Source organism: Chryseobacterium shigense, from assembly GCF_014207845.1.
In the GTDB taxonomy this organism is placed as follows: domain Bacteria; phylum Bacteroidota; class Bacteroidia; order Flavobacteriales; family Weeksellaceae; genus Chryseobacterium; species Chryseobacterium shigense_A.
This window is the reverse complement of sequence record NZ_JACHLC010000001.1, coordinates 905,943-919,170: the sequence shown is the minus strand read 5'-3', so window position 1 is coordinate 919,170 and position 13,228 is coordinate 905,943. Positions and strand designations below refer to the sequence as shown.

Sequence of the window (13,228 nt, the reverse complement as noted above, 5' to 3'; positions counted from 1 at the left end):
TTTCTATCTATAATAAATAAACCCGTCTTTTTTGTGAGGGCGGGTTTATTGTTATTATTTTTTGAATACTACAGGTAAGATTTCATTTTTTCTTAACCCGTATTTTCTGATTTCTTCTTCTGAAAAATTCTGTGAATAAAAGTTCGGTTCTGTTTCAAAACCAGCTTTTCTCAAACGGTCAAAATAATCCATTCCGTACCAGCGAACGTGATCGTACTGCCCGAAATGCTTCTGGCGTTCTTTAGGATCTGTGATGGTAAAATCTTCATAGGTTTTCTCCATGGAGTTCCTCATCGGAACCTGAAAAATTCCCCATCCTCCCGGTTTCATTACCCTGTAAAGCTCACTCATCGCTTTTGCATCATCCTGGATATGTTCCAGGACATGGTTACAGAATACGATATCAAAACTGTTGTCTTCAAAAGGTAAATCCAATATATCCGCTTTCACATCTACGATGGGAGAAAAAAGGTCTGCAGAAATATAATTGAGGTTTTTCATCATTTTGAATTTCCTCAAAAATTCCTGCTCGGGAGCAATGTGAAGAACTTTGGCATTTTTAATGAAGAAGTCTGTTTCATTCTGAAGATAGAGCCACATCTGGCGGTGTCTTTCCAGGCTCAGTGTTCCCGGGGAAAGCGCATTTTCCCTTTGTTTTCCATAGCCGTAAGGAAGGAATTTCCTGTAAGATCTTCCGTCAATGGGATCGTAGAATTCATCTCCTTTGAAAAACTGATAGATAAGAGGTCTCGCCCAAATGCTCATTTTAATAAGCATAGGACGCGGTATTTTATTAAGTAAAAGTTTAGTTACTTTTTTCATTAAAAATCCAGTTGGAATGGCTTTTCTTCATCACTTACGATACCCAGGGCTTCATAAACATATTTAAATGTAGAAAGCAATACCGGTTTCCCGTTGATCACCGCTACATCATGCTCAAAGTGTGCGGAAGGCAGGTTATCCAGCGTAGTTACTGTCCAGCCGTCATTATGGAATTTTACTTTTTCAGTACCCATATTTACCATCGGTTCAATAGCAATGGCAAGGCCGTCTTTGATCACTTTTCCGCTTCCCTGCCTTCCGTAATTCGGAACCTGTGGATCTTCATGCATCTGTCTTCCAAGACCATGCCCTACAAGCTCTTTTACTACACCATAGCCTTCTTTTTCACAGTGCGACTGGATTGCATGGGAAATATCCCCTATTCTTTTTCCTCTCACACACTGTTCAATTCCTTTGTAAAGGGATTCTTTAGTTACCTGAAGCAATTTTTTAACCTCTGGTTTTACTTCTCCAATTTCAAATGTATAGGCGTGATCTCCCACAAAGCCGTTAAGAATAACTCCACAGTCCACAGAAAGGACATCTCCTTCTTTTATAATGTCATTATTGGGAAAACCGTGAACAACCTGCTCATTCGGAGAAATACATAAAGAATTCGGGAAACCGCCATATCCTAAGAAAGCCGGTTCTGCACCGTGATCTTTAATAAAATCATGGGCTAATTTATCAAGATATAAAGTATTGATTCCCGGTTTTATTTCTTTTGCAAGCATTCCCAGTGTTTTTGAAACCAGGTGTGCGCTCTCCTTCATCAAACGGAGTTCCTCTATTGTTTTTAATTGAATCATTGTATTAATTTACCAATGTATAAATGTACCAGTCTAACAATTTATCAATACATTATTGCTACATTGTTATACTGCTGAATTATTATATTATTTTTTCTACCAGAAAAGTCCTTTTTTCTTTTCTTTTTTAAGTTTTGAATAAGCCAGAACTTCTTTTCCTTCTACACGGAATTCTATTCTGTCCTGGATAATATTATAGATTTCTCCCCAGCCTGGAAACCCTCCTAAATTCCTGTCATCAATGAACCAGTCTGCATCCAGTTTTCTGGATTGGTTTCCTGAATCGAAAACTTCTCCTTCAAAGCTGGAGTTTACTGCATAAAATTCCAACCCGTTCTGTCTGCAGAATTCTACAGCTTCATCTAAGGTTTTTCCGTGTCTATATGTCCAGAGGATCAATCTGTATCCTTCTGCCTGAAGTTTTTTTAATGTTTCGAAAGCGAAAATCTTAGCTTTTCCAATTGCCGGATACGCATCATCCACGATGGTTCCATCAAAATCAACGGCAATTTTTTTATTATTTAACATTTTGTTCTTTTTTAGCTTTGCAAAGATAAGAAATAAAAAGAGTGCCGAAAACGATGGCACTCTTAAGTTTTTATAATTTAAAAGATATGAACTTAACTTTTCACCCAATTAAACTGGAACTGCAGATCCGGTGTGGCTACCCTGTCAGTAATTTTCTGTAGTCTTGCAGGAAGTTTCATAAGGTATTCCTGAGCTTTTTCAGCTTTTTCAGTAAGTCCTTTTACGTGTTCAATTTTCCATTCATCCAGTAGGTCTGATAAAATATTGATGTAGTCGTTTCCGGTGTATACCATGCATCTTTGGGCCGCATCTGAAAAATGTCCCCAAAGCTCTCCGGCTTTCTGCCCGGATTGTCTCATTAAGTGTGCCGGCATCACAATTTTCTTACGCATCATGTCTTCAAACGCAAGAATCATTTCAGATGGATCTATTTCAAGGATCTTGGCAACGAAATGCTTGTAAGCTTTAGCGTGTCTGGCTTCATCTGCGGCAATTACCCCACACATTTTGGCCAGTTTTCCGTTTCCTGATTGTTTTGCCAGGGTTCCTACCCTACGGTGAGAAATATTGGTCGCTGTTTCCTGGAAGCTTGTATAAACAAAGTTTCTATAAGGGTCCATACTTGTTCCCAAATCGAAACCGTCGTTAATAAGGTATTGAGTAGTGATTTCCACTTCTCTCATATTTACTCTTCCACACAGGTAAAGATATTTGTTCAGAAGGTCTCCGTGTCTGTTTTCTTCAGCAGTCCATGCTCTTACCCAGTTGGTCCAGCCTATTTTTTCTTCCTGGTCAATTCCTTCAACGCCCATTAACCATGATTCATAAGAAGGTAATGCTTCTTCAGTGATACAGTCTCCGATCAATGTTACAAAAAGATCGTAAGGCATTTCACGTGCAAAGGTTTGGATTTCTTCCAGATCATATTTAAAATCTGAGCTGGATGGATCAGGCAGGTAGTCAGAAGGCTGCCATATTTTTTCAATCGGAGTTAAAAATTTATCCAGAAAAGAACTCACCTCCTTTTCCAATATTCCCATTACTTCTTTTCTGACAAGCTTTTGATACATCTTACTATATGGATTTTAAATTGCAAAGATATGATTTATTTATTATTTGCAGCATAATAACAAATTCACGATTACTGATATAAATCATGCAAAAATGCCGCCATCTATATTCTAACGGCATTTTTCGGACAATATTATTGAATTTTAACTAACTAAAATATCTCCTGTCATAATTTCCGGAACTTCAACACCCATTACTTTCAGGATAGTTGGAGCTACATCGCCCAGTTTTCCGGGTTTTAAATTCCATGTGTGATCTTTATCCATGACAATAAACGGCACAAGATTCGTAGAATGCTGTGTATTTGGTGTACCATCCGGATTGATCATTACGTCTGAATTTCCGTGGTCAGCTAAAATAAATACGGCATATCCGTGCTCATAAGCAGTGGTTGCCACTTTTTCAATGCATTTATCTACGGTTTCGGCTGCTTTTACGGCTGCTTCAAAAACTCCTGTATGACCTACCATATCTGTATTGGCGAAATTCAGACAGATAAAATCAGCGGTTTCATTTTCCAGTTCGGGAACAATAGCATTTGTAATATCGTAAGCTGACATTTCCGGCTTCAGATCGTAGGTAGGAACATCTTTCGGACTTGGGCAAAGAAGTCTTCTTTCTCCTGTAAATTCCTCTTCTCTTCCTCCCGAAAAGAAGAAGGTTACGTGAGGATATTTCTCTGTTTCAGCAATTCTTATCTGTGTTTTGCCATTTCTTTCGAGAATTTCTCCCATTGTTTCTTTCAAAACTTCTTCATCAAAAACAACCTGTACATTCTGGAAAGTTTTGTCGTAGTTTGTTAAAGTAATATAATGAAGGTCCAGTTTATGCATAAAGAACTCCGGGAAATCTTTCTGGCAAAGAACTTCCGTGATCTCACGTCCTCTGTCCGTACGGAAATTGAAGCAGATTACTACATCATCGTTTATGATTTTTGCTACGGGAACAATATTTCCTGTTGCTGTTGTATTGACTAAAATAATGGGTTTTAAGAATTCATCAGTCACATTATTATTATAGGAATCTTTTATAGCGGCCAGTGCATCTGTCGTTTGAAGCCCGATACCTTCTACCATGGCATCATAGGCCAATTTTACACGTTCCCATCTTTTATCACGGTCCATTGCGTAATATCTGCCGATTACGGTTGCCAGTTTTCCCACTGTCTTCTGCATATGATCCTGCAGTTCTTCTATAAAACCTAATCCTGAATGCGGATCACAGTCTCTCCCGTCTGTAAATGCATGCACAAAAACATTTTCATCCAGTCCGAATTCATGTGCAGCGGTAAGTAAACCTTTCAGGTGATTGATATGTGAATGTACTCCTCCATTGGAAACCAATCCTATAAAGTGTAATTTTTTATTTTCTCTTTTAGCATATTCGAAAGCATCCTGAATGACCTGCTGCTGTCCAAGTGTTCCGTTTTCAACAGCCATGTTAAGTTTCACAAGGTTCTGGTAGACTACCCTTCCAGCTCCTAAATTCATATGTCCTACTTCAGAATTCCCCATCTGTCCTGCGGGAAGCCCTACTGCCAGGCCACTGGCTTCAAGTGTTGTATGTGGAAATTTTTGGTAACAGCTGTCTATAAATGGAGTGTTTGCTTTATCCAGGGCAGAAACCTCAGGATTTGTTCCCAGTCCCCATCCGTCAAGGATTGCTAATATTGCTTTTTTTGACATTTTCTATAACTTTTTGTTACACAAATTTACCTAATTTCGGATGAATGAAAGAATTTGAAGTCTGAAATTTATTGATGTGGATCAGGAACCTCGGCAGATCATTTAAGAATCATGAATTCTCTGCGGTCTTCAAACAAAAAGTTATTCTTTAAAAAAGTCTTCGAATTTCATATTATTTTTCTTTGCATATTCTCTGATGTACTGGTCCAGAAAGGCACTTTCTTTCAGAAACAGAAGAGGATCCTGAATATTTAAAATATCGTGAATAGCTTTATGCTTATCTGCTTGCTTCCTGAAATAAGCCTCAGAAATTTTATATCCCATCCAGTATCCCAGATCGTTGGGGCGGTCATCTTTTTTACTGGTTCCGTAAAGCCAGTCTGTAGGGTCCTTCTTCTTGAGCACAGTTACAAATTCCCTATATAATTTATCAGAGTGGGCTTCTCCATATTTATAAAACGGGCTGTTATTAGTTTCTCCGGATACCAATTCACTGATAAAATCTGCACTTCCTTCACTTATTGTATATTTTAACAGGTTATCATTTCCTTTGATATCCTGTTGAAAATGGATCAATTCATGAGAGGCAAGCCCAACAATGCCATCCAGATTCTGAAGGGTTTCCGTCCCAATCATAATTCCGTCTTTAGAAAACGTTCCTCCGGTATTAAATCTTCCGTATACAAAATATATAGGTGGAAATTTAGCTTGCGGATACCAATATTTCAAGGCACTGTAAACAGCTCTGATTCTTCTTTCTTTCTGATTGATTCCGGCCAGAACATTGCGACTTTTGAGATAATCTTCTTTTCTCTTTTTTACCATTGTATATAATGAATCTGCATTGATGATCCTGTATTCCATAAAACCTTTTACACCCGGAGATCCGTTTCTGATATATTCTGTAAAAGGATTTTGTTTAGAGGTTTCCATTATATCGAATGCTTTCCAGAAGCGGTCTGTATCTTTAGTTTCAATTACCGCGTTTAACGGGTCGCCGGAGAAACCTGTCTGAGCTTTGGTAATTCCAAAAGCTAAAAATAGGAATGCAAAAATGTATCTGGTTCTCATATTAGTTTTTTTTAAATATTCTATCAAACGGTCAAAACTATAAAAACTTATGTTGAGTCCTAATTTTCATAGATTTTTTTATTCAATTCCGTTGTTGTTTTTAAAAATTGAAATTTCATTTATTATTTCCATTCATTAATTCGGTAAATCTTTTTAATTTTGCTTTATGGATTTACGAGATCAGTTAAAAAACCTTTTTCCTGAACATGAAGAGCAGGATTTTGAAATGCCTGAAGAAGAATTCAAGCAGAAAGAGCCTTTGGTGTGCAAATTTGAGAAAAAAGGCAGAAACGGCAAGCCTGTAACGATTGTTGAAGGCTGGGAAGGCAGTGAAGAAGATTTAAAGAAAGTCTCTAAAAAAATAAAAACCACCTTGGGAATAGGCGGTTCGGAGAAAGACGGAACGATCATTATTCAGGGCGATAACCGTGACAAAATAATGAATATCCTTAAAGAAATGGGATATAAAACCAAAAGAGTCGGCGGATAGATCTAGAAATAGATCCGGGTTTCCGGCAGCAGGTTTTTTAATCGCTCAATCTTTGCTTTTTCTATGGGGTTTCCTGTAAGAATTAGGGTTTTAAGCTTTTTCAGCTGTCCTATCTCTACCGGAAGATCTTTTAATTTATTGTTGGCCAGATTCATACTGACTATATTTTTAAATCCTTTTATTTCCGGGGATATTTCTGTAATATGATTGCTGCTTGCATCCAGGAATTCAAGATTTTTGGCCCTGAACAGGTTTTCAGGAAGGTTTACAATGGCATTCTGCTGTAATTCAAGATATTTTAAATTTTTAGGAAAGGAAAGATTTCCCAGATCGTTAATCTGATTTCCAGACAGGTTTAGAAATTTCAGGTTTTTGATTCTGTATAAACGGTCAGCAATGATACTGATCTGGTTTCCCTGGAGATTGATTTCTTCCAGAGCAGGAATTTCCATCAATGCTTCCGGAAATACATTGAGGTTATTGGCATCAAAATGAACCGCTTTTAAGTTCTGGAGCTTTGCCAAATTAGGGTTGATGCTTGTCAGGCTGTTAAGGTTCATTGAGAAAGTGTGAAGCTTTTTCAGGTTCTTTATTTCATCGGGAATATATTTGATGCTGTTTTCATTCACATTCAGAATTTCCAGCTCAGTCAGATCAAAAATCTCCTGATCCATCTTTTCAAGCTTATTTCCCATAATATTCAGGAAAAATAAAGATTCCAGTTTTGAGATCTGTGGAGGAAGGTTAAAAAGTCCCTTTTCCCTGAAGCTCATACTGTAAACAGTTTTTTTGCTGTTCAATGCTTCATCAATACTGGTAAACGTAGGATATTTTACAGGGTCGATCTGTGCCTTAACCAGACAAAGGGAAAGAATAGAAATAAACAGGATAAACTTTTTCATAAGGATAAGTTTCGGGGGGCGGCGGCAAAGCCGCCGCCCCCCGAAACAAGTATTAATAATTTATTTTTTTAATAATTTCACAGTCTTCTGGAAACCGCCTTCTGCTTCAATATTCAGCATCAGGATTCGGGAAGATTCCAGCTGATGGGTAAAATCAAGATCCAATGATCTGTTTACTCCGCTGAATTTCTTGGTAAAAACAATTTTTCCATCCATGCTATACGCAGTTACCGAAATATCTTTCAATCCTTTCGGTGAATTGATTTTGACGATTCCTGAAGTAGGATTTGGAGCAACCTCAACTGTATTTTCTGCATTTTGGTTTTCGATAGTTCCTAAAGCACCCGCTGTTCCCAGGTTTTGTTTTAAAGCAATAACAATGGTGGCCGATTTTCCTCTGTAATCAATGGTATTCCCTGTAGCATCAACATCTGTAGCAATGGTACCATCCGGATGCTGGATCGAGAAGAAACCGAATTTATGATCAGGAGTAAAGGTAAGACCTGTAGGCTCCGATCCTGCCGGCATCGAAGCGAACAGTCTCACTTTAGGATTAGCCTGTGTATGATCCGGAGCAATTACCCAGATGTAATTTTTCCCACCATCCTGAAGTACCCAAAGGTTCCCCAGCTCATCGAAGGTAAGATTATCGTTTCCGTCACCCCATGCTTCGGTTTTCATGCCTTGTGGCGTATTGAAAGAATATGCTGTGGAAGCACCTCCTGCAAAGGTTTCAACCTGGGAAGCTGTTGTTCCGTTATCCTGAAGACGGTAAATTCTGTCTAATCCCTTTGCTGTAAAATAAATCTTTCCGTCCAGTGGGCTAATGTCAACATCTTCCACTCCATTGAATCTTGTTCCTCCCAGTGACTGGGCAAGAGTTGTCGTATTATTCTGGTCTGCTTTAACCTTATTCGGAACCTGCACCCATGTGGCTGTAGTTCCAACCGGATCTCCGGCAGTGGTTAATCCCTGGTCAAGTTTCAATACATAAAGATTTCCTGAAGAAAGATCATTAGGGGTATCCATCACATATTTATAAACCATGTGGGTTCCTCCGTCTTCTCCATAATAAGCTGTAGTTCCTTCATTGTTTACCACCACATTCTCGTGGTTCATAATACCCATCTGCCATAGCTTTCCTTTTGATCCGTCTGTGTTTTTGGAAACCACCTGTGCGGTAGCCGGATCTATTTCCACCAGCCAGCCATAATCTTTATAACCATCATTGTTCACATCATTGGAAGTAACGGACTCTTCTGCCGTAACAACAGTTCCCCACGGAGTTACTCCACCTGAACAGTTCCTGATTGTCTGAACCAGGCTAGGATCTGAGAAGCTTACCGCTCTGGATCTTGTCAACTGCCAAAGCTTTGTAGAAGCATTGTAACTAACCTCAGCCATCGTAACCCCTCCCGGATTTGTTTCATGGTTCACGGAAAGATATCCGTTGGCACTGCTTCCTGATTTGGCAACATAAGCTGTAAAGTCGTTCTGGCCTCCTACCATTCCGCCTCCTTCGGTATAATTGTCACCCTCTTTTAAAATAAGCTGGTATTTATGCTCAGCAGGAATAATCAGTTTATTGGTTTGTGCAGTAGGAACAATGGATGTAAAGCAGCTGATATGCGTTCCCGTACAACCGGGAGTGGGTGTAACGGTTGCCGTTGTCTTTAAATAGGCATCAATTCTGAGATCTGAGCTGGCTCCGGTTCTGTTATGAAGTTCTACGGAAATCCTGTTGGTTCCGTTTACAAATTTAGATTTAGGAATAGAGAAAATATTATAAACATTTTCTGCAGCGCCATCAATGGTAGTACTTGAAGGAGTATTGAAAGCAATAGTACCTGCAGGCATATTGTCTCTTACCACTTCCACTCCGTTAAGATAGACTACAATACCGTCATCTCGCATCACTCCAAGTTCCATATTGTCTGAAAGAGTTGAAAGATCTACGGTTAAATCTTTGGCAAAATAAGCTGCCGTAAGACCTGAGCTTATTGTAGTGGTTACAGGATCTCCATAGCCAAGAGGCCCGTTTCCTGTGGTCCATGCTGAAATATCAAACGTCTGGCCTTTCCAGGTATCTGCCAGTGCCTGGTTATTATCTTTATAGCTCCAAGACGAATTCTTATTGAATAAGAAAGTCTGTGCCTGTACACTAAAGCCGGCAACCATTGCCAATGCCGCAATTGTCAGTAATTTTTTCTTCATTTTCTATTTGATTTATTAGACTCTGCAAAACTATTTTTTTAGCGTGGCACCTCTGTTAATAGGACTTTAAATAAAAGCTTGAGAATATTAATAAATCTATAAGCCAATGTTAAGGGAATTAAATTATTGTTAAATGTTTCGGGTTACGGGATTCGTGTTCCGGGTTTTGGGATACGGGATGTAAAAGTTTATGAAGACCTAGGCTAATATCAACATCCATCATGAAATTCGTAACCCGAAACCTGAACTATTTTGCCCTGCTGATATCCGTCAATGAATTCAGGAAAGCAATAACCTGTTTAATTTCTGTTTTTGTTAAATCCAGTTTATCCGGCGGTAAGGTTTGATTTTTCATCTGTAAGCCAAGTCCTTCTCCTCCGCCTTCATTATAGAAATCCAGGACTTCTTCCAGCGTATTGAAGGCACCGTTATGGAAATAAGGTCTGGTAAGTGCAATATTTCTTACCGTAACGGTTTTGAAGGAATAATCATAGATCCATGATTTTTCCTTTTGTACGGGACTGTTTCCTCTTCCAGGATCAGCATCCAGTTCAACGGGAAGATGGTTGATTGGTTTCGCTGTAACTCCTAAAACTTCAGATTCATTTTCATTGAAAAACGGAGGAACGAGGCCTGAAAAATGGGGAGCAAAATGGCACGTTGCACAATTGGCTTTTCCCATAAACAGATTGTAGCCTTTTTTAACGTCTTCGGAAACTTCTTTTTCATTTCTCATAAAACGGTCAAAATCGCTGTCAAAAGAATACAGGGATGCTACATAAGAACTCAGAGCTTTGGAAAAATTCTCTTTACTTATTTTACCGTCTTTAAAAGCAATACGGAAAGCTTTTTTATATTCAGGTTTTGTTTTCAGTTTTTTGATAATGTCTTCATAGCTGGTATTGAACTCATCATCGTTATAAATTACGTGTTCTGCCTGCTGTTCCAGATAAAATGCACGCAGATCATAGAAGAATCTTTTAGCAAAAACCGCATTGTACAGGGACGGAGAATTTCTCAAAACTGTTTTTCCTTCCACATTACTCTGGGATTTCACCTTAAGATCTGTAAAAGCATTTTCCTGAAGGTGGCACGCAGCACAGCTCATTTTACCGCTCTGGCTCAAATTCTGATCATAAAAGATAGATTTTCCGAGACTTCGGAGGTCTGCATTATCCTCGGAAGATTTCAGTAGCGTGTAAAAATATGGGTTCAGAAAATCGCTGCTGAAAAGGTTTTTACTCTTTATATTCCATCCTGAAAATTCTTTGAGATCATCTTCTCTTCCGTCCCATTTCCCCAATTCTTCATAAAGAGGCTGAACATATTCTTTGTAAAATTCAATCCTGTCAAAAGCCTCAAAATCTTTATTGTCGGAAAGATAATTGATTCCTTCTGTAAGAACTTGATTCGCTTGCTGAACATTGTAGTTTTTAAAATAAGCATCATCATTGATGTATTTTTTAATCCCGATGAAAGCATGGCGGGCTTCTTCTGAAATATTCAGGGAACCGGGTGTATCAAAGCCTGTAACTCCAAGGGTATATATTCTTATCAGCTCTATTCTTAAAGGCAATGTTTTGTTATTTCCTTTGCTTAAGCCATTCTTCACAGTACTCAGATAAAAGCCGGAATAGGAATTGTACAGAAAATCTGTAATGGTTTTGATCTTTTCCTTTTCCTCAGCAGCTTCATCGGAGAATATCAGCTCATCCAAGACCTGGAGTCCTTCCGGAGGCAAGGTATAAGCGGAAGTTCCTGCAGCTTCTATATGAAATAACGGAGCAGCATTAAGATGGGTCTTTGTAAACTCAGGATAATGATAAGCAATATAAAATTCCACTTCTTTAAATGAATTTCTCGTTCTGCTTAGTGAATTTCTAAGTTCTTCAACAGAAATCCGGTCTTCTGAGAATTGATATACATCTGATTTCAGCTGATCCAGCCTGCTTTTAAAATCTGCGAGGCCTTTATTAACAAAAGTATTTTCGCTTTCTTTCCCTTTATCAACCGGGTTAAAAGACATGACGGCCAAACCTATCAATACAAACACAGCCAGCAGCGGATATAATCTCATGAATTTTTATCGGCAAAAGTACCGTCCTGATGTTATCTTAAGATTAATTGCAGATTAAAAAATGTTTATATTTCAGGTAAAATATTTTTACTAATTTTAAACCCCGAAATCAAATTCATTATACTTAAGGACGGCTTATTTCTACAGCCCGGTTTAAAAATGATGACGAAAGATATTGGGAGAGGATTTTAACACCATTTTCATCAAATTAAGACAAACTATATTATGAAAACAAAAATACTGCTTGCTTTTACGGCGAGTTTCCTTTCAATTTTTGCATTTTCGCAGAAGAAAAAGAAAGAAATGGCCGTATATGCAGAAAAAAAGGGTAATGATTACTACCTGGTCCGTCTTGAAGAAGACAAGCAGATCCCAAACGTTTACATCTATTCCAATGGAGTGACAAAGCCTTATAAAAATTATACAGACCTGAAAGATATCGTCATGGAATTTCCGGGTATGATGGAATCCAATAATTCTACCAAAGAAGAAATGGTTTCCGTCCTTAAAAAAGGAGATAAATTCTATGAGATTACAACCCAAAGAAAAGATCCTAAAAATTTTGAAAAAACTATTATTACGGTTTATGAAATTTTCCAGGGACAGAAAAGGATTGTTGAAGAATACGACACAATCTACGACCTGGCCGGATCACCTTATAAAGAAGCTATTTTCATTGATTAAAAAACAAAAAAATATAAATTATGCTAAATAAACTTGCTGCCTCAGAGCTGGTGCTGAATGACGACGGAAGTGTATACCACCTCAACCTTTTACCTGAAGATATTGCTGATAAGATCATCCTTGTGGGAGATCCGGACAGAGTGGCAAAAGTTTCGAAATATTTTGACAAAGTAGAGATCAAGAAAAATAAAAGGGAGTTCTATACCCATACCGGAACACTTCGCGGGGAAAGAATCACCGTAATGTCCACCGGAATCGGTACAGAGAACATCGATATCGTAATGAATGAGCTTGATGCTCTGGTAAACATTGATCTTAAAAACAAAGAATTTAAAACTGAGCACAAAGCGCTTGAGCTTTTCCGTATGGGAACCTGCGGAAGTGTAAATCCTGACGTACAGGTTGACAATATGCTGGTAACTCAAAATGTTGTAGGTCTGGACGGACTGATGCATTTCTACCAGGATTACAACTTTGAGAACGAGTTTTCCAGAAGCTTTATGGAAAGATTCCCGTATGCAAAGATAAAACCTATGCTTTATTTCTCAGATTGGGCAGAAGAAATGGGTGAATATTATAAAGATGCCAAATACCACGGGAATACCGCCACTTTCCCGGGATTCTATGCTCCACAGGGAAGACAGCTTCGTTTAAAAGCCGTTGACGATAAATTCCTGGAAACATTGAACGATCTTGGAATCACAAACTTTGAAATGGAAACCTCAGCAATTTATGCTCTTTCAAAATTATTGGGCCACAAAGCAATTACAGTAAACAACGTTATTGCCAACAGAAGACGTGGAGAATTCTCTGCAGACCATCATGCCTCTGAAAAGAATCTCATTGATTGGGTACTGGAAAGAATCATTAAATAA

General features: G+C 38.4%; 12 protein-coding genes. 3 read left to right on the top strand and 9 right to left on the bottom strand.

The window, feature by feature from the left end:
• Positions 1-54: 54 nt before the first annotated feature.
• From HNP36_RS04130 to HNP36_RS04105, 6 genes are all read right to left on the bottom strand, one after another.
• Positions 55-822: a class I SAM-dependent methyltransferase gene (locus HNP36_RS04130; protein WP_184160131.1), complete on the bottom strand. Its 768-nt coding sequence runs from the start codon at positions 820-822 to the stop codon at positions 55-57.
• The gene (map, locus tag HNP36_RS04125) at positions 822-1,631 is read right to left on the bottom strand and encodes a type I methionyl aminopeptidase (protein WP_184160133.1); all 810 of its coding nucleotides are present in this window, start codon (positions 1,629-1,631) and stop codon (positions 822-824) included. Before map ends, HNP36_RS04130 begins: the two co-directional genes overlap by 1 nt.
• A 96-nt stretch (positions 1,632-1,727) precedes the next feature.
• Positions 1,728-2,159 (bottom strand): BT0820 family HAD-type phosphatase, encoded by a 432-nt coding sequence (locus HNP36_RS04120; RefSeq protein WP_184160136.1) that lies wholly within the window; start codon positions 2,157-2,159, stop codon positions 1,728-1,730.
• Positions 2,160-2,251: 92 nt separating this feature from the next.
• Positions 2,252-3,229, bottom strand: a complete 978-nt coding sequence (locus HNP36_RS04115) for an acyl-ACP desaturase (protein ID WP_184160138.1) — start codon at positions 3,227-3,229, stop codon at positions 2,252-2,254.
• A gap of 144 nt (positions 3,230-3,373) precedes the next feature.
• Positions 3,374-4,915 carry a 2,3-bisphosphoglycerate-independent phosphoglycerate mutase gene (gpmI, locus tag HNP36_RS04110; protein WP_184160140.1) on the bottom strand — a complete coding sequence of 514 codons (1,542 nt, stop codon included), beginning with the start codon at positions 4,913-4,915 and terminating at the stop codon, positions 3,374-3,376.
• Positions 4,916-5,056: 141 nt separating this feature from the next.
• The gene (locus tag HNP36_RS04105; RefSeq protein WP_184160142.1) at positions 5,057-5,986 is read right to left on the bottom strand and encodes a DUF2268 domain-containing putative Zn-dependent protease; all 930 of its coding nucleotides are present in this window, start codon (positions 5,984-5,986) and stop codon (positions 5,057-5,059) included.
• 166 nt (positions 5,987-6,152) lie between these two features.
• Between HNP36_RS04105 and HNP36_RS04100 the strand changes: the two genes are divergently transcribed.
• A complete protein-coding gene (locus HNP36_RS04100) occupies positions 6,153-6,476 on the top strand; it encodes a translation initiation factor (protein WP_184160144.1) in 324 nt (107 codons plus the stop codon).
• 2 nt (positions 6,477-6,478) lie between these two features.
• On the opposite strand, the gene HNP36_RS04095 is transcribed toward HNP36_RS04100, so the two are convergent.
• The 3 genes from HNP36_RS04095 to HNP36_RS04085 form a co-directional block, all read right to left on the bottom strand.
• The gene (locus HNP36_RS04095) at positions 6,479-7,378 is read right to left on the bottom strand and encodes a leucine-rich repeat domain-containing protein (protein WP_184160146.1); all 900 of its coding nucleotides are present in this window, start codon (positions 7,376-7,378) and stop codon (positions 6,479-6,481) included.
• A gap of 60 nt (positions 7,379-7,438) precedes the next feature.
• A complete protein-coding gene (locus tag HNP36_RS04090; RefSeq protein ID WP_184160148.1) occupies positions 7,439-9,592 on the bottom strand; it encodes an alkaline phosphatase PhoX in 2,154 nt (717 codons plus the stop codon).
• Positions 9,593-9,839: 247 nt separating this feature from the next.
• Positions 9,840-11,669 (bottom strand): cytochrome-c peroxidase, encoded by a 1,830-nt coding sequence (locus HNP36_RS04085; protein ID WP_184160150.1) that lies wholly within the window; start codon positions 11,667-11,669, stop codon positions 9,840-9,842.
• A 225-nt stretch (positions 11,670-11,894) separates the two neighbouring features.
• On the opposite strand from HNP36_RS04085, the gene HNP36_RS04080 reads away from it, so the two are divergent.
• Positions 11,895-12,353, top strand: coding sequence for a hypothetical protein (locus tag HNP36_RS04080; RefSeq protein ID WP_184160152.1), 459 nt, complete (start codon positions 11,895-11,897; stop codon positions 12,351-12,353).
• A 20-nt stretch (positions 12,354-12,373) separates the two neighbouring features.
• Positions 12,374-13,228 (top strand): nucleoside phosphorylase, encoded by an 855-nt coding sequence (locus HNP36_RS04075; protein ID WP_184160154.1) that lies wholly within the window; start codon positions 12,374-12,376, stop codon positions 13,226-13,228.